This is a genomic window from Streptococcus infantis (assembly GCF_047464615.1).
GTDB lineage: Bacteria > Bacillota > Bacilli > Lactobacillales > Streptococcaceae > Streptococcus > Streptococcus infantis_Y.
This window is the reverse complement of sequence record NZ_JASHBO010000012.1, coordinates 1-26,092: the sequence shown is the minus strand read 5'-3', so window position 1 is coordinate 26,092 and position 26,092 is coordinate 1. Positions and strand designations below refer to the sequence as shown.

At 38.2% G+C, this 26,092-nt stretch carries 20 protein-coding genes and 1 pseudogene; 3 read left to right on the top strand and 18 right to left on the bottom strand.

The annotated features are described in order from the left end of the window. Positions 1 to 47: 47 nt before the first annotated feature. The gene (locus QM450_RS07885) at positions 48 to 617 is read right to left on the bottom strand and encodes a GNAT family N-acetyltransferase (RefSeq protein WP_414320220.1); all 570 of its coding nucleotides are present in this window, start codon (positions 615 to 617) and stop codon (positions 48 to 50) included. 161 nt (positions 618 to 778) lie between these two features. Beyond that, complete coding sequence (locus QM450_RS07880; RefSeq protein ID WP_414320219.1) at positions 779 to 1,393, bottom strand: hypothetical protein; 615 nt, start codon at positions 1,391 to 1,393, stop codon at positions 779 to 781. Between the two features lie 179 nt (positions 1,394 to 1,572). Between QM450_RS07880 and ald the strand changes: the two genes are divergently transcribed. Continuing rightward, positions 1,573 to 2,685 carry an alanine dehydrogenase gene (ald, locus tag QM450_RS07875; protein WP_414320218.1) on the top strand — a complete coding sequence of 371 codons (1,113 nt, stop codon included), beginning with the start codon at positions 1,573 to 1,575 and terminating at the stop codon, positions 2,683 to 2,685. 350 nt (positions 2,686 to 3,035) lie between these two features. Here the strand turns inward: ald and QM450_RS07870 are convergent, their stop codons facing one another. Next, on the bottom strand, positions 3,036 to 9,473 hold the full coding sequence (locus QM450_RS07870) for a S8 family peptidase (protein WP_414320217.1): 6,438 nt from the start codon (positions 9,471 to 9,473) through the stop codon (positions 3,036 to 3,038). 318 nt (positions 9,474 to 9,791) lie between these two features. Between QM450_RS07870 and QM450_RS07865 the strand changes: the two are divergent. After that, positions 9,792 to 10,777: pseudogene (locus QM450_RS07865) on the top strand (transposase). Here QM450_RS07865 and QM450_RS07860 read toward each other — a convergent pair. The 15 genes from QM450_RS07860 to QM450_RS07790 form a co-directional block, all read right to left on the bottom strand. After that, positions 10,676 to 11,662 (bottom strand): PhoH family protein, encoded by a 987-nt coding sequence (locus tag QM450_RS07860; protein WP_075228694.1) that lies wholly within the window; start codon positions 11,660 to 11,662, stop codon positions 10,676 to 10,678. The pseudogene QM450_RS07865 and the gene QM450_RS07860 overlap by 102 nt on opposite strands. 209 nt (positions 11,663 to 11,871) lie before the next feature. Continuing rightward, positions 11,872 to 12,087 carry a YozE family protein gene (locus QM450_RS07855; RefSeq protein WP_414320216.1) on the bottom strand — a complete coding sequence of 72 codons (216 nt, stop codon included), beginning with the start codon at positions 12,085 to 12,087 and terminating at the stop codon, positions 11,872 to 11,874. A 7-nt stretch (positions 12,088 to 12,094) separates the two neighbouring features. Continuing rightward, positions 12,095 to 12,949, bottom strand: coding sequence for an RNA-binding virulence regulatory protein CvfB (gene cvfB, locus QM450_RS07850; protein ID WP_414320215.1), 855 nt, complete (start codon positions 12,947 to 12,949; stop codon positions 12,095 to 12,097). Between the two features lie 60 nt (positions 12,950 to 13,009). Then, positions 13,010 to 13,567, bottom strand: a complete 558-nt coding sequence (frr, locus tag QM450_RS07845) for a ribosome recycling factor (protein ID WP_001262232.1) — start codon at positions 13,565 to 13,567, stop codon at positions 13,010 to 13,012. A gap of 9 nt (positions 13,568 to 13,576) precedes the next feature. Next, entirely contained in the window at positions 13,577 to 14,314 is a 738-nt protein-coding gene (pyrH, locus tag QM450_RS07840) for a UMP kinase (RefSeq protein WP_000002996.1), read from the bottom strand. 83 nt (positions 14,315 to 14,397) lie between these two features. Next, complete coding sequence (gene trmFO / locus QM450_RS07835; protein WP_414320214.1) at positions 14,398 to 15,732, bottom strand: methylenetetrahydrofolate--tRNA-(uracil(54)-C(5))-methyltransferase (FADH(2)-oxidizing) TrmFO; 1,335 nt, start codon at positions 15,730 to 15,732, stop codon at positions 14,398 to 14,400. 134 nt (positions 15,733 to 15,866) lie between these two features. Beyond that, positions 15,867 to 16,745 (bottom strand): 16S rRNA (cytidine(1402)-2'-O)-methyltransferase, encoded by an 879-nt coding sequence (rsmI, locus tag QM450_RS07830; RefSeq protein WP_414320213.1) that lies wholly within the window; start codon positions 16,743 to 16,745, stop codon positions 15,867 to 15,869. Between the two features lie 2 nt (positions 16,746 to 16,747). Next, complete coding sequence (gene yabA, locus QM450_RS07825; RefSeq protein WP_070461008.1) at positions 16,748 to 17,065, bottom strand: DNA replication initiation control protein YabA; 318 nt, start codon at positions 17,063 to 17,065, stop codon at positions 16,748 to 16,750. A 29-nt stretch (positions 17,066 to 17,094) separates the two neighbouring features. After that, positions 17,095 to 17,985 carry a DNA polymerase III subunit delta' gene (locus QM450_RS07820; protein WP_414320212.1) on the bottom strand — a complete coding sequence of 297 codons (891 nt, stop codon included), beginning with the start codon at positions 17,983 to 17,985 and terminating at the stop codon, positions 17,095 to 17,097. Next, positions 17,982 to 18,620: a dTMP kinase gene (gene tmk, locus QM450_RS07815; protein ID WP_414320211.1), complete on the bottom strand. Its 639-nt coding sequence runs from the start codon at positions 18,618 to 18,620 to the stop codon at positions 17,982 to 17,984. The genes QM450_RS07820 and tmk overlap by 4 nt, the downstream gene beginning before the upstream one ends. Positions 18,621 to 18,738: 118 nt before the next feature. Then, positions 18,739 to 19,536, bottom strand: coding sequence for a pyrroline-5-carboxylate reductase (gene proC, locus QM450_RS07810; protein WP_414320210.1), 798 nt, complete (start codon positions 19,534 to 19,536; stop codon positions 18,739 to 18,741). Positions 19,537 to 19,540: 4 nt separating this feature from the next. Beyond that, on the bottom strand, positions 19,541 to 20,803 hold the full coding sequence (locus QM450_RS07805) for a glutamate-5-semialdehyde dehydrogenase (RefSeq protein ID WP_414320209.1): 1,263 nt from the start codon (positions 20,801 to 20,803) through the stop codon (positions 19,541 to 19,543). 9 nt (positions 20,804 to 20,812) lie between these two features. Next, a complete protein-coding gene (proB, locus tag QM450_RS07800) occupies positions 20,813 to 21,922 on the bottom strand; it encodes a glutamate 5-kinase (RefSeq protein WP_414320208.1) in 1,110 nt (369 codons plus the stop codon). Between the two features lie 157 nt (positions 21,923 to 22,079). After that, positions 22,080 to 23,276 (bottom strand): elongation factor Tu, encoded by a 1,197-nt coding sequence (tuf, locus tag QM450_RS07795; protein WP_001040718.1) that lies wholly within the window; start codon positions 23,274 to 23,276, stop codon positions 22,080 to 22,082. A gap of 220 nt (positions 23,277 to 23,496) precedes the next feature. Further along, positions 23,497 to 24,606: an AI-2E family transporter gene (locus QM450_RS07790; RefSeq protein ID WP_414320207.1), complete on the bottom strand. Its 1,110-nt coding sequence runs from the start codon at positions 24,604 to 24,606 to the stop codon at positions 23,497 to 23,499. Positions 24,607 to 24,711: 105 nt separating this feature from the next. Between QM450_RS07790 and pbp3 the strand changes: the two genes are divergently transcribed. Further along, positions 24,712 to 25,953 carry a D-alanyl-D-alanine carboxypeptidase PBP3 gene (pbp3, locus tag QM450_RS07785; RefSeq protein WP_414320206.1) on the top strand — a complete coding sequence of 414 codons (1,242 nt, stop codon included), beginning with the start codon at positions 24,712 to 24,714 and terminating at the stop codon, positions 25,951 to 25,953. Positions 25,954 to 26,092 lie beyond the last annotated feature (139 nt).

The following is a 26,092-nucleotide window of genomic DNA, read 5'->3' as shown; positions in this document are numbered from 1 at the left end:
TTATTCGTAAGAGAAAGAAAAAACAGCTGAAAAATCTTTTCAACTGCTTACTTATTTGCAAAATAATCTTCCTTGGTTAAAATGTAATGTACACGTGTTACAATTCGTCCTGGTTCTTTATAGTCCATTCTAGCATATGGTTCTTCGTGGGAGAAGTGCATTCCTGATTTCTCCATGACCTTTCCTGATGCGGGATTATCCTTATCATGGAAGGCATCTAACTTATTCATTCCTATCTTTTCAAAAGCCAGTTCAATTACAGCTCGATTGGCTTCAGTTGTCAAACCTTGATTCCAAGATTTTTGATGGATAATATAGCCAATGGCTGCCTTCTTAAGAACAGTGTCCATCTTGTGCAGGTCAATAGTTCCGATAAACTCTCCAGTACTTTTAAGTTCAATTCCCCATCGGCCCAAGGGATTGGCTAGATAAAACTGGGCAATATTGTTCTTAGTTTCCTCTAGACTTTGATTGGTTGGAAAAGTATAGCGCGTATTTTTCTGGTTTGAAGCATATTCAAACATGGCTTCTGCATCATCAAGTGTTACAGGTCTAAGTACTAAGCGTTCTGTTTCGATAATTGGATACTTCGCTAGTTTGATAAATAGTGATTCCATGATTGCACCTCTCAAAATAGATTGCTAAAAGAATAACATAAAAGAAATAGGTTTACAAGTTTTTCATGTGAACAATGAAAAAACACTTCTTTCAAAGATATTTTCTCATTATAAAAATGTTACTCTCATAGTTTCACTCATAAACTTCCAATTATTGTTACCTATTTTCCAAATAAATCTTTAATAATTAAGGGGAATCCTCCAAAAACTATAAAGCCTGTGTTCCTATCGTCAAAATAACCTTCACGAAATAAAACTATTCCACCACTACCAACCACATTCTCAATATACTCACTACTTTCAGCTATTATCTTTGAAAAACCTGACTGTAAAAAAGTTGTAACTTTAAGTCCCTCTGGCAACAATAATAAATGAGCCGTTTGTTTTGCTAGTAAGATTGAAACAATATCTGGAACAGACTCTCTACCTAATATTTGAATTCCACCAAAAAATTTCACTTTATGATTTTTCGTAATCATAATCTCATCAGAATAAATTGCATTTCTAACTTCCAGGTGTTGCTTTTTTAGCAATTTCCAAAGTTTATAATATTGGGATATTCTAGTATTATCATTAAAGCAATCATCTCCTAATACTAAATATAGATTAAATTTATTTTTAGTTGAATAATCATATAATTGCGAAATCAAATACTGTAAATACTCCTCCCTTCTTCTATAGTCGCCAATAATCTCCCATCGTCCCGCATAGATATTAAATGCGGATGTAAAGTGAATAAGAGAAGAATCTATATTGGCATCTTCATAAATAATCACGCAGCTTTTCCCTCACTAAATTAAGTTTATTTTCTAAAAGCTTAACAAAAAATACAATACAAATCAATAATTTCCCTTGCCTTTTAAAGCGGTTTCATATACAATAAAGTCATCACAAAAACTCTGAAGAATGATGTGATACATAAATTGAAACAGCGTAATAGAAAGTGAGTTATCCTATGCTAATTGGAATTCCAAAGGAAATTAAAAATAATGAAAATCGTGTTGCTCTGACACCTGCTGGTGTACAAAGTCTCGTTGGTCGTGGCCACCGTGTCCTCATCGAAACAAATGCTGGACTTGGATCTGGTTTTACTGATGCTGACTATGAAAAGCAAGGAGCTGAGATTGTAGCAACAGCTGCTGAATCCTGGGCTGCAGAATTGGTTGTTAAAGTCAAGGAACCGCTTGCTAGTGAATATCAATTCTTGCGTGAAGACTTACTTCTCTTCACCTACTTGCACATGGCGGCTGCTCCAGAATTGGCTGATGCTATGCTTGCAGCTAAAACAACGGGTGTTGCTTATGAGACAGTCCGTGATACTCAAGGACAACTTCCTTTATTAGTTCCAATGAGTGAGGTTGCAGGTCGTATGGCTGTCCAAATCGGAGCCCACTTCTTGACGAAACAAGCTGGCGGTTCAGGAGTTCTACTCGGTGGTGTTCCTGGTGTTCCTAAAGGAAAAGTAACCATTATCGGTGGTGGTGTCGTTGGTACACACGCAGCTCGCATTGCGCTAGGTTTGGGAGCTCAAGTAACCATTCTTGATATCAGCGCCAAACGCCTAGCAGTCCTAGAAGACGTCTTTGGTCACCAAATCCAAACTCTGATGTCTAACCCATTTAATATTGAAGCAAGTGTGCGTGAAGCAGACGTTGTTATCGGTGCAGTATTGATTCCTGGTGCCAAAGCACCAAAATTAGTGACAGATGACATGGTTCAACAAATGCGTCCTGGTTCTGTCATTGTTGACGTTGCTGTTGACCAAGGTGGTGTTATCGCAACAGCTGACCGTGTGACAACTCACGATGAACCAGTCTATGAAAAACACGGTGTTCTTCACTATGCCGTTGCTAACATTCCTGGAGCTGTTGCTCGCACATCTACGATTGCCCTTACAAATGTGACTCTTCCTTATATCGAAGCCTTGGCAGGTAAAGGATTTAAGAAAGCTATCCTTGAAGACGCAGGCTTGCTTGAAGGTGTAACAACCTATCAAGGATACCTCACCAGCCAACCAGTTGCAGAAGGCTTGGATCGTGACTTCACTTCAATCAGTGAACTTGTCTAAAATAATTTATAAATTTAAACTACAAAAATAGAATGCTACGTAAAAACTAGCTTCTAAATCTCAAAAACGAGCATTTCCGTTCTTGGAGATGCTCGTTTTCTGATGTCATGGTTTATAATTTAAATTTTGGTAGACTCTATTTTCTAATCAACGTGATCCATATTTGTCAACACTAACCCTTTCAATCAATTCATTACTTACCTAAACTAAGTCCATTCATAAATCCAAAAAGGGTATCAATATCAAAGCAAACTAACTAATTGAGTTAAAAATGGCTATTTTCACAAAACTGTTTCATCATCACACTAGCTAATCTCAGTACATAAACCTTTTTTTCTATAGCTTTTGTCTTAATCTTGATCTTTCTTCTTCAATCCAAGAAATGCACCTACGGTAAATATTATTCCGGCAACTAATAACGTGAAGACTTCTCTAACTGTCCCAGTTTTTGGCAACCTATCAGAATTGTTAGTAGTTGATTTACTATCGATATCGGTAGGTTTATTAGCTATGCTGTCTTGTTCATTAAGATAAACTTCCTTCTTATTTTCAAAGTTTTTATCAGGAACAATACTGCTTACATCATTAGTTAAATCAGATTGTGTTTTTTCTTTCTTTTTGGATACATCAAAAGTAGGTTTATTTTCCTCCTCCTTTTTCTCCTCTATTTTCTTGAATACAGGTTTTATAAGGGTATCTTTTGATACATTAATAACATAGCCAACATCTTTTTTCCCTTCGAAACCAGAAATTTCCCAGCCATCAAATTGATATCCTTTTTCTAATTCACCCTCATAGACAGGTAAAATGAAATCTTCTTCCGACACTATCTTAGAACTCATTTCTTTTCCATTTTGAATGGTCACAGTTACCATCTGAGGTTTTAATTCGCTAACCTCTCCCGTATCTTTGTTTAAAATGAATTCTTTTACGGTCGTATTTCTTGCGAAATCTTTTACAAGAATCTTAATATTTAGTGTCTTATCTGTTAGTTGTTTAATATCATCAAATGATTTGTATTCTTTTCCATTTACATAAATATGTTTGTCTTGAATCTCACCATCGAATCCATTATTTCTTTTATCATTGATGTTAAAGACAACAGATTTTCCGTCAGCATATTCAATACTAGTATTTCCCTTAGGATCAATCTTTACTTCTGGTTTAACATTATCATATAAAAATTGATAGTGTACTCCAACCGCTTTCGCATTCAAATCGCTATAGCCAGTTTGAAGATAAACATTTCCATCCATATCTGTTACCTTATCTGGGAATCCGTTTGCTTTATAGTCTTTCATTCCCCAGTCCATGATGTCACCGTCTTTAACATTAAGCTTAATGTTAAAATCTCTAGTGTTATCAATGTGTAAATCTCCATAGATTAAATAATTATCTACAACCGATTCATTAACTCTCAACTCCCAGTTAAAACCACCCTTATCAGAAATCTTACCTCTTAAATAGAATTCTGGATTTCGTACATAAATTTTATTAGATTTAGATGGATTAAAGTAGTTCTTGTCCATTGAAAGGTTTACTGGTTTTGCATCAATAAATAACGTAGAGCCATCTTCTTTTATAGCTTCTACATTGGACTTATCCTCTCCAGTGTACTCTTTACCATCCTTACCAAATAATACCAGTTTAGAAGGATCTGTTACAAGATTTCCATCTTTATCGATTGCCTCCCCTTTATCGTTCATTTTAAAGGTAAACACTTGATATTTTACAATGTTAAAGCCGTCTAAAGCCGACATTAATACTGATTGAGTACTTCTTCCATCTTCAACATTTCTACTATCAGCATAAATTATTTTTTCTGAAAGGACTCTTAGATTAGGATTGGTCTTTTGGATTTTTGCTATATCTTCCTTGTTATAGACTCCATTTCCTTCTAACATATCCGTTTTTCCAGGATTATAGGTAGTCACTTTTAGTGCATAGCCTTTTCTTAGAATAATGTTATCTTTTAACAGATATTGTTGTTTTTCTGAATCAGAATAGATTTTACCAGATTCCATGTCCGTTAAATTGTTTGGTTTGTTTTTTGAAAGATCTCCTTCTCCTAATTCTATTACATTCCCATAACTTGATGCATAGGGATATTCTGTCTTAGTTTCCTTATTTTTTTCAGGCATTCTAATTTTAGTTTCAGCTTTTATCTGATCATCATCTTTAACAAAGAATCTCATATCTCCTGAAAAAGCTAATCCATCCACAATATCATTAATATTAGCGTATAAATCAAATGTCATCGTTTTTGAGTGGGAATCATACTTGGTCGTTTTGATTTCTATCGATTTATAGTTATTACCATAATATACCTTGGCATTTTTAGAAACATTACTTATCTTTCCAAGAATTTCAAAGTGTCCATCTTTAGACGGGCTTAGAACACCATAAATTTTTGATTTGATTTCGTCAAGTTTTTCAGTTTCATATTCTAAGGCGCTACCATCGTCATAAGCAATGATATTTCCCTTATCATCGTATTTATAATCGTATTCTTCTGTCCTCTTACCAGTTTCACTTGTAAAGTCATCAACTTCTCTAAATTTCTTTTTAATGAGTTTCTTTAAGTCTTTACTTTCAAAATCTCTAATTGTTGAAATAGTTTTATGAATAGTCAAGCTAGATTTTTCTTCAATAGACTCTTCATTTTCTTGATGATGTTCTACTTCAGTTGTATCTTTTTTAAGACTATCCTCTTTTCTATTTTCTAAATTTTTAAATTTAGATTCGGCAATCTCGCCAAGCTTTTGGTATTTAGATGAATCTTGATCAGGATCTACTAGATAATAGGAAATCATCCCCTTTTCATCAGCATGATCAGCAAATTTAATTCTATGAATCTTTGTGAAATTGCTAGAGCCATCTAGTGCAATGACTTCAATGATTTTTCCTCTTAAATCTCCTGCACCATTAATTTCATAAATGGTATTTCCGTCTTTGTCAAGTTTCCTATTTCGTCCTTGACCCTCACCTGCATAAGTTACTTCAAGATTTTTCTCAACCTCTCCATCTTCATTAACCAGAGCGGCGCCAGCATACCAAACTTCGTTTGCAATCTCGTCAAATTTTTCAGGATGTTCTTTTTGATCTCTCGCAAATAGAGTTTCATTCTTGTATTGATCTTTTACCTTGTGATAAGTATCCTTTGTAATCAGCTTAATTTTTTCAGGATTTGAAAAATCAACCGAAACAATCTTAGGAGCTGTGTTATCAATTTTTACAGGAATATAGGAAACCTGCCATGGGTAATCTTTAGTTAATCTATATTTAAATTTATAGAAATATTGACCTTCCGCAATCGGTTCAAATTGACCTCTTATCCTAGTAGCTGGATCTTTGGTATCCTTGCTTTCTGGTGCATTTTCTTCTTTCCCTCTAGGATTATAGATGAGTCCATCCCATTTCAAGTCGCCCCAAACTTTTAGCTTAGAAGATTTGATTCCCTTTGCATCATTTCTTTTAGAGTTTAAAATTCCTTTAACAAAGTGTTCTCTCGAAATGACTTTTAAGTCTCTTTGATTTTCTCCCTCTTTATTTGTATTTACTATTGAAATCATTCCTTCTTCTGCACTTCTTAATACAAGTGGAGAAGGTGTTAATCCTCTCTCAAGTTGAGCATCTTGAGGATTTCCGTTTGAATCTAAAGGATAAATTTTAGCAATATTAGAACCACTTGATGATGGTGCGTTGATCCCTTCGTTATTGAAAGCAAATAATTCTGGATTTTGATCTAGGGATGTTGTATTTTTATCTTTTCTATTTTGTATAACTCCTGCTGGATTAAATTTATCTATACCATGTTCTCCACCAATTCCCTTATTTAAGGTTCCTGGAATTTTTGGTTTACCATCATCATCATAACCTTCCATTGTTTTTGATTTTGAACCTTCTTCCCAGGCCCATTTATCAAGGATTGGTTCTTTGTTCCAATCTCCAGCAAATCCCATTAGAGGCATCGATAAAGAAGGTTGGAAATTTGTTTTCTTCCCATTGGAGTTTAGAGCTTCCATTTCTTCCACTGACTCAAAATGAATAAATGATTCTACAAATTTATTTTTATTTTTAGCCTCTCCAACGTTTATAACCGCATTTAAATCAAAACTAGAATTTGGGGCTATAGTGAAAGTGTCATGCTCAAATGTAATATTTGCATCTTTTACTTTCTCTGGATGAATTTCTGGAACAATTTGCTTCCCATCTGGAGATTTTTCATCTTTGTATGTTTCATCCAGTTTTAGTCTATCAGTTAGAGCATCTGTAGTTATCGCTGATGCTGAAACTTTAAAGGTTAAAGGTCTGTTTGATGTATTGTGAAGCTTAATTGTAAAGTATTTTTTATCTCCTTTTATTTCTTTAAGAGAAATAGAACCATAAGAGTTTACCAAACCTTTAGAATCCGTGTTTTTGAAAGTCGCTACAACTTCATTTCTCAAAGCATTGGCAACATTAATTAGCCCTGCCCCCTGTTGTCTAGGTGATGCAAAGTATTGACTTTTTTCTTTCCAAGAAGTCGCATCCATCATAGGTCGTGCAGTATTTTGTAGGGCTATTTTTGTAAGACTTGTAAGATCTATTTTGTCATCTCCCTTAAGATTTTTCAACACAGGTCTTTCAAGCATTTCCTTTAACTTTGGTCTAATCAAAACAGTAGAAGCTGCCACGATAGGAGTTGCCATACTAGTCCCTGACATATAACCATAAGTTGATTTCCCATTAATGACATTAAGAGTAGATTTAATATTTTTACCAGGTGCTGAGACATCAGGCTTTAAAAGTAAATCTGTTCTCGGTCCCCAAGATGTGGATCCTGCTGGAACTATGATATCTTCTTTATAGAGTTCTTTGTCTGTGTCAGGTGCAAACTTAAAGTCAATCTCTTTTTCGTCACCTACATTCGGTTTATTAGAATTATAGCTGGCCATATCAATTGGATAGTATTGCTCCAATTTATTTTTAAAATCTTCCTTATTATTTCTTTTGACTTCAGTTTTTTTATCAGGGTTAATCATGTTCCATAGCTTTACACCATCATCTCCTGAAATTGAAAACACTTGACTAGTAGTTCCTTCATCCTCCTCATATCCCATAGCTGGAAGCTCTGTCCAATTATCTCTATTGTAGTAATTTACAGTATTTACAACCATAATGGCGCGTGCGCCCTTATCCGTAGCTCTTTTAAAAGAATTTTTTAAATCCTTTGTATAAATTCTATCCATTACTGCAATTTTGCCCTTAAGATCCAAACCTATCAAATCTTGGTCTTGACCCTTGCCTATATATACAAATTTCAATTTACTAGGAGCTTTTGAACCATCTTCATTTGTTGTGATTTTATTCTTATCGAAAAAGGCCCCTATATTTCTGTATTTAAAATTTTCTCCACCTATGTTGACTTTATCAAACTCAACTGTCTGATTTTTAGCAGAAGCGACCGCTATCGCATCTTCATGTGCTGCAGTTCGTGTTACATTTCCAGTGTCGGTCATTTTCAGATTATTATTTGCCACCAAATCCCATGAAGAACTTGAAGCAGAAGTCGCATAGTTACCCGTAGCTACAACCATTGGAATGCCTGCTTTTCTTAATGCTCTAATAGCCTCCCAATATTTCTCACCTACAAGACCTGTTCCTGTAAAGCCAGATGATACCGAAACAACATCGACATTGTGTTTGATGGAATCTTCAATAGCATGAAACATTGTCTCATCTCCTGCGAAGCCAGATCCTGCGTCAGAGTACATTTTATAAGAGAAGATCTGTGCATTAGGAGCAATTCCATCTATTCCGTTAAAGTTCTTGATGTCTTTTTCAGTATCATTCCCCGCAAGAATCCCTGCAATATGCATCCCATGTGGATCAAAATAATCGCTCCCATCATCAGCTTTTTCCACAGTAATTTTACCACCATTATAATAATTAAAAGCATGAGGGATTTTATCACTCAACCAGAAATTTTTATCAGTACCTTTTAAGTCTTCTTTTTTGAATCTCATTGAGCCTTTAGCATCATCATCAATCCTCATGGCCTTATGCCTATAATCTGTCCCGGTATCGATATTTGAAATGACCATACCTCTACCATCAAAGTTTTTACCAAATGGTGCATTGATAGATTTTAGGTAATCAATAGCTTCCTCAACTCCAATTTCCTTTCTAGCATGATTCATCATAGGTTGGACTTTTTGTGCCCTTTCAACCGATGAAATACCTTCTATTTGTTTAATTTTATCCAGATTATCTGGAGTTGTTTCTATTGCACTACCGTTAAAAACTGTATCATAAGTATATAAAACTTTTGTATCCTTAAGATTGGCTAGTTCCTTGATTGCTTTTTCTCCAGATTCTTTATCTTTAAATTCAGCAATATAGACAAGTTTATCCTCTTTTTTTGGAATTTCTGGGTCTTTACTTGCAGACGAGTCCACTTTATCTTCTTGGGATTGATTGGAATCTTCTTTGATTGTTGCTTCTTCATTGCTAGTTTTGTTATCTATCACAGATTCTTTACTAACAACTTCTTTTTCCTCAATAACTGTTGTTTTCTTCTCTTTAAAATCCGGTGAAGTTTCCTTAGCACTATGGATATCTTCATGTTTCTCTTTATTTTCTGTCTCTTTATTTTCTGTCTCCTTATCTACTGCTACTTTTTCTTTATCAGAGATAGTTACAGCATCTTCGGAGCTAGATGTGTCTGCTAAGACTACCTCATTAGGGACATAGGCTGCTAAAATAACTGCAGCTGCAGTTAATGACAATACTGTACTTTTTTTCATTTTAATTCCTTACATATTTATTTAACTTCCAATAGATAGAAAACTTTAACTTTGCTAGCCTTTGTTATAAAAAGTTTTACTAAGTATTATCTAGGAAATAGAGTAGTACATTTATATATAATTGTTAGCTCTCTGAAAAATAGTATATCAATTAAAAATTTTTAAGTCAAGAAAAAATTAACACAGGTTAATTTTTTTATTAACGTATGTTAATTTCATAGAATCCAAAACTTTCGTAGTTAACTGAGATACATTATAGGCACATTCACACTATCAAAAATAGTAGCAATCAAGTTGAATCACTAAAATCATTTAAGTTTGGAAGTAAATCATCCCTACGATATTCCATCAACTCACGAAGCGAGAATGATTAGCCTATTTGTTGACAATATCCCTAGTCAAATATTACTGAAATAGACCTCTCACACTGGTCGCCCTGCCTTTCGTCCAACCATGCTCATGAAGATGACCATATTCGCTTATGGTCGTCAAGTGTTCTTGGGACGTAAAATCGTTCAATTGAACGAAGAAATCATTCCCATGAAATGGTTCAGCCAAGATACCTATGTTAGCTATAAAACGATTAATAATTTCCGCTCCAGTAAACATGCCAACAACCTAATCGAAATTGACTAAAAAGTACTAAACGAGCACAGATAACCCAATGAACTGGGAATATCTTGAGGACACGGACCAGTTTATAAAGCCCGATGGCCTAGTTTATTCCTTTAAGAACTACTCTAGTCGAACTGATAAGTATGGCTTTCAACGTGATTTCAAGATTTATGAGGCGGATAAAGTTCAAGATACTCCAGAGTTAGAACAGTTGGCTAAAACAGATAGTGGAAATCAGAAACAAATCCATTATAATCCAACTTGGAATTACTTTAAGGAACTCCTTACGCAAACATTACATAGTGAAGAAGGCTCTCAAATTTATGCCAAACGGAAAATTGATGTTGAACCCGTTTTTGGTAGTTTTCGGCGTGCGCAGAGTGCATGTCAGAGGTAAACAAGCTGTCGCAACAGAGATAGCATTCATCTTCATGAGCATGAATCTCACCAAATTGGCAAAGAATCTAGCCTCTAAAACATCAACTATTCAAAAACCACACAGTGTTTCTTTCAGCTTGATTATATTCAAGACTGGAATCACTGTGTGGTTTTATTGGAGAGCTAGTTTTTGCCTAGGTTCTTTTTCCTTATTCTCTTTCTTCTTCACTTTCTTCAGCTTTGACAGGTCGAGGTTCATAGGCTCTGATAATCTGAGCAACGACTGGATGGCGAACCACATCCTTGGCTGAGAAGTGTACAAAGTCGATCTGGTGAATGTTCTTGAGTTTTTCCTGGGCATCAATCAAACCTGACTTAACGTTCCGCGGCAAGTCAATCTGACTAATATCCCCATTGACAATCATCTTAGAATTAAATCCAAGACGTGTCAAGAACATCTTCATCTGCATGATGGTCGTATTTTGCGCCTCATCGAGAATGACAAAGGCATCATCCAAGGTACGCCCACGCATATAGGCTAGAGGAGCAATTTCAATAATTTCACGTTCCATGAGACGGGTTGTTTGATCCTTCCCAAGAATCTGGTACAAGGCGTCATAAACTGGTCGTAAATAAGGATCTACCTTTTCCTTAAGATCTCCTGGAAGAAATCCTAAGCTCTCCCCTGCTTCTACCGCAGGACGTGTCAAAATGATACGCTTGACTTGCCCACGCTTGAGAGCTGTTACGGCTAAGGTCACTGCTAGGAAGGTTTTACCTGTCCCTGCCGGCCCAATACCAAAGGTCACATCGTGTTGTTTGACACTATCCACATAAAGCTTTTGACCCAAGGTTTTAACACGGATAGGCTTGCCTGTATTATCCTTGATAATTTCTTCTTCATAGAGGGCGACAAACTTATCGATTTCATTATTCTTAACCATGGTAATAGCTGTCACTACATCCGGAGTTCCAACGGTCATTCCACGATTGACCAAAACCATCAGGGCTTGAATAACTTGTCGGGCTTCCTCACAAGCTGACTCCTCCCCCAAGACTTGTACAATCTCTGTACGAGCATGGATGATGACATCTAACTCATCCTCCATCAAACGAAGATGGCGCTCATTAGAACCAAAAAGATGAAACAAATCATCTGGATGACTCAGTTGAATATCTATTGAATGTTCCTTCAAATAAAGAACCTCTCTAACTCTTTAATTTCGTTTTATCATTTTGTTTTCTTTTAGGTGAACTAGTCTTCAAGTCCCCACCATCTTGACAATAGGTCACAGACAAAGCTAGTTGCCAAATAATGGGAAAATTTCTCATAAAAGTTAAACTGAATGACTATATTATAGCAAAGAGGCTGAGAAATTACTATCCCCAACCCCATCTAGTGGTCTTAATGTTCTAGATATTCTTGCCAAATTCGATCGAAGTCTCCCATATTAAAGGAAAAGCTAGCATGTTCCTCTAAAAAACGACTCACTTGATCGAAATCATCTGTATGTTTCGGAAAGACGGACTCCTCAAAAGCCAGATCCGCTAAAATTGCTTTGGGACTATTGCTTTTAGGGTTGCGCTCGGTCATGAGCCAAGTATAAAATGATTTTCTCATAAGCCTCCTAAATCAACTCTGTGCCGAACTGGTCTTGCTTGATTTTACCAGCCTTCATCAAGCCACCAAGTGCTTTCTTGAACTGACCTTTAGAAATACCAAAGGTTGCCTTGATGTCGTCTGGAGATGACTTATCATTTAAAGTCATGACCCCCCCATTGCTTTCCAAGTAGGTCAAAATCATCTGGGCATCATTTTCCAACATTTCAAAAGAGCGTGGTTTTAAAGAGAGATTAAGAGTTCGGTCAACCTCACGGAATCCAATGACACGCGCATCTAGAACTTGTCCCAAACGTGGCTCTGCGTAGCGCTCGCTAGGATGGATAAATCCAAGCATGTTGTTCTCAGGTAAATAGACAAAGGTTCCTGATAATTTGAGACGGTATACAATTGCAGGCCAATTTTGATTCTGCATGTTATTGTAGGCAGGACGTGCCAATCGTTGGAAATCTTCCTGATAAGCTAAGATTCCCCAGATACGGTCCTTCTTATCCACTTCTAGACGAATATAAAGTCGATCACCCTTCTTAGGCCAGAGCTCTTTAAGTTCAGGAAGAATATCTAGTGACACAACGATTTCCTTGTCTGGTAATCCTGTATCAACAAAAACCCCAAGGTCCTTACGAACCTCTGTTACTGTTCCCCAACCAAATTGTTCCTGAGTTGCAGTCACTTCTGTAGTAGTGAGACGCAATTTTTGCTTCATATCTGTGTAAGCAAAACCTTTGACCGTATCACCAACTGTATGCTGACCTTCTTCTTTAGCTAGGGCATATGTTTGACCATCCTTTTGAACAAAGTAAAAACGGTCATTTTCATCGATGATGAGTCCAACGATAAAACTTGCAAGATTTGTATTCATATTTCCTTCTTTCGAATAAAACTCAGCCAGCAATGCCAACTGAGTTTTTCTGTTTATTTCTTAGACTTCCAAGATTTCTTTTTCTTTGTTGGCAGTCATTTCATCGATGTGTTTAACAGCATCGTCTGTTGCTTTTTGAATATCTTTTTCAAGAGTCTTCAATTCGTCTTCAGTGATTTCTTTTGCTTTTTCTTGTTTCTTAGCTTCGTCCATAGCATCACGACGGATATTACGGATAGCAACTTTAGCATTCTCACCCACTTTTTTCACTTCTTTAGCAAGGTCGCGACGAGTTTCTTCTGTAAGAGCTGGGATTACCAAGCGAATAACAGAACCATCGTTAGCTGGTGTGATACCTAGGTCTGAAGCATTCAAAGCACGTTCGATATCTTTCAAAGATGATTTGTCAAATGGTGTTACCAACAAGACACGCGCTTCTGGGATTGTGATAGAAGCAATTTGGTTAAGTGGTGTTTCAACACCATAGTACTCAACGTGGATGCGGTCAAGCAAGCTAGCATTAGCACGTCCAGCACGAATACTTCCAAACTCACGAGCAAGTGAGTGGTGAGATTGGGTCATTCTCTCTTTTGCTTTTTCTACGATTGCGTTTGCCATAATGATTTCTTATTCCTTTTCTTCGATATTATTTGAAACTGTAGTTCCGATATTTTCACCAAATACAACACGTTTGATGTTGCCTGGTTGGTTCATATTGAAGACAACCAAGTCAATGTCGTTGTCCATTGAGAGGGTTGAAGCTGTTGAGTCCATGATACGAAGACCTTTGTTGATAACGTCACGGTGGGTCAATTCTTCAAACTTAACGGCTGTCTTATCTTTCTTAGGATCGGCATTGTAAACACCGTCGACACCATTTTTAGCCATAAGGATGGCATCTGCTTCGATTTCAGCTGCACGAAGGGCCGCTGTTGTATCTGTTGAGAAGTATGGTGAACCAATTCCAGCACCAAAGATAACGATACGGCCTTTTTCAAGGTGACGAAGGGCACGTCCACGTACATAAGGCTCTGCTACTTGTTGCATAGCAATAGCTGTTTGTACACGTGTATCAACACCGACTTGTTGCAATGAATCTGCCATCACAAGAGCATTCATAACAGTCCCAAGCATTCCAGTGTAATCTGCCTGAACACGGTCCATACCTGCTTCTGCAGCAGGTTCTCCACGCCAGAGATTTCCTCCACCGATAACAAGGGCAATTTCGATACCTAAGCTATGAACTTCTTGAATCTCTTTTGCGATTGTTTGAACTGTTTGGATATCAATCCCTACGCCACGTTCACCGGCAAGGGCTTCACCTGATAACTTAATTAAAATACGTTTATACTTGGGATTCGCCATTTTCACTCTCCTTTTTTTATCCTACCTATTTTATCACAATTTCTAAGATTTTTATAGTATCATGAGCAATTCTTTCAAAAAAATTAGACCGTTAAAAATTCCTCTAAATCGTTAAGGGCACGCTCTGCAATTTTTTCATAACGAGCCTTCTTATCACGGATACGCTCGCCTTCCAACTCTTTGATAATCCCAAAATTGACATTCATTGGTTGAAAATGTTTGCTATCAGCGTGAGTGATATAATGAGCCAGACTTCCAATCGCTGTGGTCTCTGGGAAGATAGCTTCACTTTCACCCTTGAAAAGACGAGCAGCGTTAACCCCAGCAACTAAGCCTGATGCTGCTGATTCAACATAGCCTTCCACACCCGTCATTTGACCAGCAAAGAAGAGGTTTGGTTGTTTCTTAGAACGGTAGGTCTGTTCAAGAAGATTTGGTGAATCCATATAAGAATTGCGGTGCATGACCCCATAACGAACAAACTCCGCATTTTCAAGACCTGGAATCATTTGGAAGACACGCTTTTGTTCTCCCCATTTAAGGTGAGTTTGGAAACCAACGATGTTATAAAGACTACCTGCAGCATTGTCCTGACGAAGCTGAACGACCGCATAAGGAGTTTTAAATTCTCCATCACGAGGACCTGTGTAATCGTCTGGATACTCCAAACCAACTGGCTTCATGGGTCCATAGAGCATGGTTTTGATGCCTCGTTTAGCCATGACTTCGATTGGCATACAGCCTTCAAAGTATTTTTCTTTTTCAAAAGAGTTAAGAGGTGCTTCTTCTGCATTAACCAAAGCTTCATGGAAATCCATAAACTCTTGCTTGGTCATCGGAGCATTGAGATAGGCTGCTTCTCCCTTATCATAACGAGATTTGAGATAAACCTTGCTCATATCAATGGTGTTGACATCCACAATAGGCGCTGCAGCATCGTAGAAATAAAAACCGTCACCGCCATTAAGAGCATGAATTTTCTCAGCAAGAGCATCACTAGTCAAAGGACCAGTCGCAACAACTGTAATAGCATCCGTTGGCAATTCTGTAATTTCGTCACGTACCACTTCAATCAAGGGATGGTTGGCAATCTTTTCAGTAACCATTTGAGAGAAACCATCGCGGTCAACCGCAAGGGCACCACCTGCAGGAACACGGGTTGCTTCAGCAGATTCCAAGATAAGAGAACCTAGGCGGCGCATTTCCTCCTTGAGGAGACCTACGGCATTTGTAAGAGCATCCCCACGCAAGGAATTTGAGCAAACTAACTCGGCAAAATTGTCAGTTTTATGCTGAGGTGTTGACTTGACACCACGCATTTCATAAAGTTTAACTGGAATATCACGCTCTGCGATTTGGTAGGCTGCTTCAGAACCTGCCAAACCAGCACCTATAACATTGATATAAGATTGAGACACGACACTAATACCTCTTTGGGTGAAACTTAAATCCATTCCAGAACAAGTCACTAGACTGTTTGACACCCACAAATCTTTCTATTTTTTTCTTCTTCTAGTATAACAAAAAAAGGGAAGAAGGCAAACTTCCCTGTCTAGTTGTTTTCCTGATGTTCTTCCCATTCGTGGTAGGCAGCATAGAGCTGGCTTTTGTTCCATTGGTAAATCTTTGCAACTTCCTTAATGGCATGATTTTTCTTAATACCTTGCTGAATGCGGTCCTGTATCTCAGAGAATAAATCCTTTTCATCCTTATCCTCTACCTCCTGACTAGCACCTTCTACAATGAGAAGGCATTCGCCTTTGAGCGGTGTTTCAGCGATGCTTTCCAGTAATTCTGAAATTTTTCCACGTTGGTATTCTTCAAAGATTTTAGTCAATTCTCTAACCAAGACCACCGAGCGATCACCGTAGACTTCTAGCATATTTTCTAGCGTATCTGCAACACGGTGAGGTGATTCATAGAAGATCTGAGTTTCAGGATAAGCTTTTTTTGCTTCGAAAAATTGCTTTTGCTGACCTGATTTTCGTGGTAAGAAACCATAAAAAGTGTGTGGTTGGGGTGATAAACCACTAGCAATCAAGGCAGAAATCCCAGCACTAGCTCCTGGAACTGTGACAACCGCGATATCTTCTTCAATGGCAGCCTTGACCAAATCATGACCTGGGTCAGAAATACTAGGCAACCCCGCATCAGATACTTGAGCAAGATTTTGACCTTGCTTCAACAATTCAATCAAATCAGGAATTTTTTCCTTGACATTATGCTCATGAAAACTGATTTGTTTGGTTGAAATTTCAAAATGCTTGAGCAAAAGTCCAGTATTGCGCGTGTCCTCAGCCGCAATCCAGTCGACCTCCTTCAAGGTCTGAATGGCGCGGAAAGTTATATCTTCTAGATTACCGATCGGCGTTGCGACTAGATAAAGCTTTCCATAGGGAGATTGTCCCTTAAAACTCTTTTGAATCTGCATACTTACTCCCTAAATAACAACTCATCACAAAACATACATTCTGCATCCTGCTCTCGACGTTGGCCATAAAAGTCACGGCAAACATGAAAACCGTCCTCATAAATGCGACGAACATTTTCCCTCACATGTTTCGTTTTGGATGGAGTTGTCTCCTCAACTTCTCCCAATCGTTCTCTCAGTTTATCATTTTCTAAACGAAGAGCTGTATTTTCCTCTACCAAACTCTTGAGATTTTTCTTGATAGCTTCGACGTCTGCCAAGGTTACCAACAATTGCTGTGAAAAGTCATCTAAAGCATCAAATAATTCTTTTTTATTCATTACAGCCCTTTCTTTAATTTATCATTGCTTTAATTTTTTTGTAAAACCAGGTATTCCAAAGCGTTTTGAAAGCTGACATTTGCCCGCCACATTTTTCGAGCTTGAATGAGATGTTGCAAAATGTTCCGAGCTGAAATGTTGAAAATCTCCTGACCGGCTAATACCTCTAAAATCCTGAGCACCTGATCTTGCTTTTCTTTATCATCAGCCAAACTCGTTAATTTTGCAACCTGCAAATAGGATTCTTTTTTATGGGCTAAAAGCCAAGCAAAAAGGCGTTCACTTTCATCTACTAGTGCCCAAAATCCTGCTTGATGGACAAGCTTATCAGCCTCGGTCTGAGACTGACTGAATTGGGCCAATAGTTTAGCTTTATTTTTTACTAAACCAGCCTCTTCAAGCTGTGACATTAAAGTAGAGACTTGCTTCTTAAATTGGAAAATCTGTGTCCGACTTCGAATCGTTGGTAACATCTGTTCCTCATCATCAGTCAAAAAGAATATGTAGATTTCGCTCTGTGGTTCTTCAATAACCTTCAAGAGTGAATTTGCAGCGTTCACATGCATTTTTTCTGCTTGTTCGATAATAAAGACCTGCCGTTGGTTTTCAATACCAGACTGGGCAAATTGTCCAACTAATTCTCGAATACGCTCCGTCTTAATGACTTGATTCAAAGGTTTAATTATAGTCACATCAGGAAGCTCTTCCTGCTCGATCAATTTACAATTTCGACATTTTTCACAGGGAAAAATACCAGTTTTCTCACTACAAAAGAGACTTTTAGACAAGAAAAGGGCCATCTCTAAACTTCCAAAATTACCTGAAAAGAGATAGGCGTGATTGAGCTGCCCTTGCTCTAAGATATGAACAAATCGTTCAAATTGTAAAGGTTGACTAGCTCTTAATTGCTCTTGTTTCATCTCCTTAATCCCATCCTGTCAAAAAGTAGTTGCTGCGTGTTCGCAATCACTTGATCAAGTGGTAGACTAGCATCAATTTTTACAATGCGGTCTGCTTCCTTTTCCCAAAGAGATAGATAACCCTGACGGACTTTTCGGTGTAGGTCCAGACCTTCCATGTCCAAACGATTGATCTCCCGATCACTGTTGGCAGCAATACGTGCCAGCCCCTCTTCGACCTCAATATCAAAATAAAGAGTCAAATCAGGTTTCAGTCCATCTGTCGCAAACTCATTAAGCCAATCAATCGCTTCTATATCTAAACCACGCCCAAATCCCTGATAGGCAACTGAACTGTCAATAAAGCGGTCCATAATAACCAGTTTTCCAGTTGCAAGTGCTGGTAAGACCTTTTCCACCAGGTGTTGTCGACGACTGGCAATATAGAGGAGAAGCTCCGTCTTAGGATCCATTTCAGTATGACTAGGATCTAGAATCACTTCTCGAATCTTTTCTCCAATTAAGACCCCGCCTGGTTCACGAGTGCTTAAAACTTCTATTCCCCTATCCTCTAATATAGGGATTAGGGCTTCAAGAACGCTTGTCTTTCCCGCTCCCTCTGGTCCCTCAAGAGAGACTAAAAATCCTTTTGACATGTCTGACTCATTTCTATTTTTCTCTCTTCTATTCTATCAAAAAAATAGGGATTTGTGAAAAGCTTTTTTCATTTCGCTCTTTGTAATAAAAAAGAGGTTGAGTTTTAACACTCACCTCTTATTTGCCTAATTCTTGAGTTCTTTTGTAGGCTTGGTTGACAGCGTCCATAACGGTTCCTCTAAAAGCATGTTCTTCTAGACTTGCTACACCAACAATGGTCGAACCTCCTGGACTGCAAACTTGGTCTTTCAAAACTCCAGGATGTTGCTGACTTTCTAGGACCATTTGACCTGCACCAACTACTGTTTTAGCCGCCATTTTCAGAGCCATTTCTCGTGGCAATCCTGTCTGAACACCTGCATCCGCCAAGGCTTCGATGAAAAGATAGACAAAGGCAGGACCACAACCGGCAAGCCCTGTTGCCGCATCTATTAAACCATCGCTTAATTCAACTAACTGGCCAGCCTTGGCTAACAGTTGACAAAATAGTTCATTGTCTTCTGGATGACAATTTGCAGACAAGGCATAACTAATCACTCCTTGCCCAATAGCAACAGGTGTATTAGGCATGATGCGAATAATCCTATGGTGACTTGGAAGAAGACTAGCAAGTTTTTCCAAGGTCAAACCAGCTGCGATGGAAATCAAAAGAAGACTTTCTCGTTTCTCAAGGATTGACTGATATTGAGTAAGCAGTTCTGAGAACTGTGCTGGCTTTACTCCTAGAAAAATCACATCTGCTTCTGCAAAGATTTCGTCATTGCTAGAAGCCTGACCACCATAATTGGCAATAAAAGCATCCACCTTAGCTTGACTACGATTAGCAAGGAGAATCTGATGACTCATTTTTGCCTGCAAGACAGCCTTAGCCAAACTAGCTCCCATATTCCCCAAGCCGATAAATCCAATCTTCATCTCTTTACTCCCTTATCTGTCCATCACCAGTAACCACATATTTGTAGCTAGTCAATTCCTTCAAGCCCATTGGACCACGCGCATGTAATTTCTGAGTAGAAATCCCCATTTCACAACCAAGACCAAATTGGCCTCCATCTGTGAAACGAGTCGAAGCATTGACATAAACCGCTGCCGAGTCTACTTGATCTGTAAAGTAAGCTATAGCATCAGCATTTTCAGTCACAATCGCATCCGAATGATGGGTGCTATGGACTTCTATATGCTCTACAGCTTCCTCAAGACTAGAAACTACTTTTATAGCTAGGACATAGTCTAAAAACTCAGTGTCAAAATCTTGTGGCTCCGCTGCTATCCCAGAAATAAATTGACTAGCTTTCTCATCTAGACGCAATTGAATCGGTTCAAGTCCATCTTCTTTTCGATCGACAACCAGAACTTGCTCCAAACGAGGAAGGAAATCCGCTACCTTGTCTTCATGAACAAGCAGCACTTCCATGGCATTGCAGACTGAAGGACGACTAGTTTTAGCGTTATTGATAATAGACAGTGCCTTGTCTTCATCCGCATCTTTGTCAACGTAGACATGAACAATCCCTGTACCTGTTTCGATAACTGGCACAATTGCATTCTCAACGACAGCATTAATTAACCCGGCACCTCCGCGAGGAATAAGAAGATCTAGATAACCCTTAGCCTTCATCATGGCATAACTACTTTCACGGCTAGTATCTTCTACTAATTGAATGACATCTGGATGAATGGTCGTTGTCTCCAAGCCCTTCTTCAAGGCTGTGACAATGGCATGAGCTGTTTGGTAGGCATCCTTACCGCTCCGAAGAACAACCGCATTTCCACTCTTGAGAGCAAGGGCAGCTGCATCAGATGTCACATTTGGACGGCTTTCATAGATAATACCGATAACACCCATAGCCACACGCTTCTTAGTAATGACCAAACCATTTTCAAGCTGACTTCTTTCTAAGACTTCACCGATTGGATCTGGTAAAGCAACCACTTCACGAATCCCAGTTGCCATTGCTTCTATACGCCCTGCATCCAAATAAAGACGATCCAACATAACATCTGAGATTTTCCCCTTAGCAGCTTCCATATCACGAACATTAGCTGATAAAATCTCTTCAGTAGCTGCCAATAAGTGATCGGCCATAGCTAGCAAGGCTTGGTTTTTTACTGTTTCACTAGCAGTATTGATGGTTTTTTTAACTGCCTGTACCAGTTCAAATTGTTCTTGTGTACTTACCATAGTTTACCTCTAAAATTCTGTAAAGAGTAGTTGGATTTCAGGAGTGATAGAAATCCAGTCATCACGATGAATCAGGACTCCCTTGGCTTTTTGAGAACGAAGGACATCTTTGAGCCCCGATGCACCTAGTTGCACTCTACCTTTTCCAAGTGATTTTCCAGTTTCCTTATCAAATACCGTTACAATATCACCATAAGAAAAATTGCTCTCAACATCTACAACCCCTGATAAAAGGAGACTCTTTCCATGTTGAGAGAGGGCTTCTGCCGCCCCTTTATCAACCCAAATTGCTCCCTGACTTTTGGCATAAAAGGCTAGCCATTGTTTCTGGGTACGGAGCCCCTTCTCCTGAGCAACAAAGTAGGAACCATCCAAAGTCTTCTCTGCTGCCTCTATCATAGCATCAGCTTTCAAGGAAGAACAGATATAAACGGGAACACCTGACTCTGTCGCAATGGTCGCTGCCTTTATCTTAGTTAGCATGCCACCAGTTCCATTAGATGATCCTGCTCCACCAGCCATATCTATAATTTTTCGATTGATGGTCTCAATTCTCTCCAGACGTTTAGCTCTTGGATCCGAGTTAGGATTACCAGTATAAAGACCGTCTACATCTGTTAAGAGGACCAAAAGATCTGCCTGCACCATTGCAGCTACCTGAGCACTGAGCGTATCATTATCCCCGACCTTGAGCTCATCAATAACGACACTGTCATTTTCATTGATAATCGGAATCGCGCCACGATTGAGAAGAACAGATAAAGCTTGATGGGCATTTTTATAACGTCGCTTATCGACAAAATCATCCTGAGTTAGCAAGATTTGCGCTGAAACAATCTGTCTTAAGAGCAAATTGGTTGTATATTCTTCCAGAAGCAATCCTTGACCAACCGCCGCTGAAGCTTGCTTATCCGCAATCTTTGTTGGTCGTTTTTTAAATCCTAAGGCTCCGAAACCTGCTGCAACAGCCCCAGAAGACACCAAAATAAGCTCATGACCTGCTTCATGCAGCATTGCAAGCTGTTGTGTGATAGCTTTTACTTTACTGCGAGATAAACTTCCATCTTTATGTGTCAGGGATGAAGTTCCCACTTTAAATACGATACGCTTATACTTCATATTTTTCTCCAAATTTAATATTTAACCATTTTACCATGATTTTATGAAATTGTAAAAAAGTAACTCTCTCACTTTTGATCGCAAAAAAAGAACCTTGCATAGCAAGATTCTTTTAGTGTCTGACTTAAATAATTGTTCTTCTGGGAACTAAATCGAATTAAGCTTCGATTTCTGTAACCATACCTGAACCAACAGTACGTCCACCCTCACGGATAGAGAATGTAGTACCTTGTTCTACGGCGATTGGGTGGATCAACTCAACGTCGATTGTCACGTTATCACCTGGCATTACCATTTCAGTACCTGCTGGAAGTTCGATTGAACCTGTAACGTCAGTAGTACGGAAGTAGAATTGTGGACGGTAGTTGTTGAAGAATGGAGTGTGACGTCCACCTTCTTCTTTAGTAAGGATGTAAACTTCACCTTTGAATTTAGTGTGTGGGTTGATTGAACCTGGTTTAGCGATAACTTGTCCACGTTCGATTTCGTCACGTTGAACACCACGAAGAAGGACACCTACGTTGTCTCCTGCAAGACCTTCGTCAAGTTGTTTACGGAACATTTCAACACCAGTAACAACTGCTTTTTTAGTTTCTTCTTTGATACCAACGATTTCGATTTCGTCGTTGACACGAACAGTACCACGGTCGATACGTCCTGAAGCAACTGTACCACGTCCAGTGATTGAGAATACGTCTTCGACTGGAAGAAGCAATGGTTTGTCAGTGTCACGTTCTGGTTCTGGAATGTACTCATCAACAGTGTTCATCAATTCCATGATGATGTCTTCGTATTTAGAGTCACCTTCAAGAGCTTTAAGAGCTGAACCTTGGATAACTGGAAGATCGTCACCTGGGAAGTCGTATTCTGAAAGAAGGTCACGGATTTCCATTTCAACCAATTCAAGCAATTCTTCGTCGTCAACCAAGTCGATCTTGTTCATGAAGACGATAAGGTGTTTAACACCAACCTGACGTGAAAGAAGGATGTGCTCACGAGTTTGTGGCATTGGTCCGTCAGTTGAAGCTACTACAAGGATAGCTCCGTCCATTTGAGCGGCACCAGTGATCATGTTTTTAACGTAGTCCGCGTGTCCTGGAGCGTCGATGTGAGCGTAGTGACGTTTTTCAGTTTCGTACTCAACGTGCGCAGTGTTGATTGTGATACCGCGTTCGCGTTCTTCTGGAGCAGCATCGATAGACGCATAGTCTTTAGGTTGGTTAACTGCTGAAGGCAAGCGACGTGCCAAAACAGTTGTGATAGCTGCAGTTAGGGTAGTTTTACCGTGGTCAACGTGTCCGATAGTACCAATGTTAACGTGTGGTTTACTACGATCGTATTTTTCTTTTGCCATTTGAGTAAAAGCCTCCAATAAAATATATTTTATAGATAGACAGTAGGCAATACAGTCTAACTTTCCTTACTATTTTATCAAATTTCAGCTAAATTGCAAGTGTTTTACAAAGTTTTTGTGAATTATTCTTATTCTCACTCTACTTCCTCTACCAATTTATTTAAAATATCTATAACTAGGCTTATTTTTAGAAAAAAGAACCAGAGCGGATCTAGTTCTTTCATTCTGATAAGTGCTTCTCTTCTTCTTTTGCTTCCTTGTGATTTTCATACAATCGAGCTAAGAATTTAGCAATCTCTTTTAAAATGGAATAGGTTGGAACAGCAACAATCATCCCAATCACACCATAAATATTACTTGATAATAAAAGCAAGACTAAAATAGTAATCGGGTGAACCTTCATAACCCCACCCACAATACGTGGATATAAAATATTTCCGTCAACTTGCTGAATAATCAACATATAAATGACAGCAATAATCATTTTATGAGGATCTGTGAAGAGATTTGAAATAATCATTGGAATCAAGCCAATGCTTGGTCCTACATATGGAATCAAATTAGCCAATCCAGAAAAAATGGCGAAGACCAAGGCATATCTTAGACCAATCACACTATAACCGATAAAAGCTAAACATCCAATAATAACTGCATCTATTGACACTCCACTAATGTAACGAGAAATAGTTGTATTTAGGTTTGTCAATAAACCAGATATGTTTAATTTATCCCGTTTTAATACAGTTCTTTCTAGCATGGGTAAAAATTTATGCCCATCAAGTAGGAAGTAAATCAAGAAAACTGGTGTCATGATGATAATCAATACAGTGCTTACGAGCGCAGATAGAACACTTCCAACACTATTTGTCACACTGTTCAAGATATTTTGCAAAATATCAACATATGAGAGATTCAGTTGCTGAATAGTTTGTTGAATATCTAGATTTTGCAGGGCTGGATGTTTTGATAACTCAATGACTAAATCTTGAAGACGACCATAAATGTTTTGACTCGAGTAGATTAGGCTACTCAACTGATTAATCAAAATCGGTAGCAGATAGACAAAACTAAGTACGATTGCACAAATTAAGGCACAAAGGGTTAACAAAATCCCAATGATGCGATTGATTTTGCATTCCTTCTCTAAAAAGATAACAATTGGGTTAGTTAGATAATACAAAAATCCTCCCAATAAAAAAGGAATCATAATTGTATTCAGCACACTTACAAAGGGTGTGATAATAGCACCCATTTCTTTCCATAGATAGAAAATTAAGGTTATTAGTAGAATTTCAGTTGTCCAGAAGAATAGTTTGTTTCTCCGAAACATAGGCCACCTCCTCTTTTCCCTATTTTACCATATTTCGAAAAAGATTGATAACTTTCATCACAAAAACAAGAATATCTTTTGTCTTTGTGATAGAATAAAGTTACTATGAAGAAATTATTTTTAACCTTAATCACATTATTTTTATTCGGTTCGGCTACAACTGTTTCGGCCCAGGATTTTGATGTAGCTGCAAAACATGCTATTGCTGTTGAGGCTAACAGTGGAAAGATTTTATATGAAAAAGATGCTACTCAACCTGTTGAAATAGCTTCTATCAGTAAAATCCTCACTGTTTATCTAGTCTATGAAGCCTTGGAACAAGGGAAAATCACCCTTTCTACTCCTGTAGAAATCTCAGATTATCCCTACCAGCTCACTACCAATTCTGAAGCGAGTAACGTTCCCATGGAAGCTAGAAATTACACTGTTGAAGAGTTATTAGAAGCTACTTTAGTATCTAGTGCGAACAGTGCTGCTATCGCTTTAGCTGAAAAAATTGCCGGTTCTGAGAAGGACTTTGTAGATATGATGAAGGCCAAACTACAAGAATGGGGAATTCAAGATGCTACACTCGTCAACACAACTGGGCTCAATAATGAAACTCTTGGCACTAATATCTATCCTGGTTCAAAGAAAGATGATGAAAACAAATTGAGCGCTTATGATGTTGCTGTCGTAGCTCGTAATCTGATTCTCAAATATCCTCAGGTCTTAGAAATTACCAAGAAACCTTCATCTACTTTCGCAGGAATGACCATTAATTCAACAAACTATATGTTGGAAGGAATGCCTGCCTATCGTGGTGGTGTTGATGGACTTAAAACTGGTACAACTGATAAGGCTGGAGCATCCTTTGTAGGTACTACAGTTGAAAAAGGAATGCGTGTCATTACAGTTGTTCTTAATGCTGACAACCAAGATACCAATCCATATGCTCGTTTTACTGCAACTTCAGCTCTTCTAGATTATATCTCATCCAATTTTGCTCTCCAAACAATCGTCAATCAAGGAGAAAGCTACCAAGATAGCAAATCTCCAGTTTATGACGGAAAGCAAGATACGGTTACAGCAGTTGCTAAAGAAGATATAAAAATCGTACAACGTCTTGGTAGTCGTACACAATCAACTATTACTTACACAGCGGACACGACTGAACACACTGCTCCACTAGAGGCAGGAACTGTCGTTGGACATTTGACTTATGAAGACAAGGATCTAGTTGGTCAAGGATACATTACAACTGACAAACCTAGTTTTGAGATGGTCGCAGAAAAAAATGTCGAAAAAGCCTTCTTCTTAAAAGTTTGGTGGAATCAATTTGTTCGATTTGTTAACGAGAAATTATAAAAAAATCGCGAATTTGAACTGCACCCCAAAAGTTAGACAGAAAAAAACTAACTTTTGGGGTATTTTTATTATGAAATTAACTTATGATGATAAAGTTCAGATCTATGAACTTAGAAAGCAAGGTCAAAGCTTCAAGGAG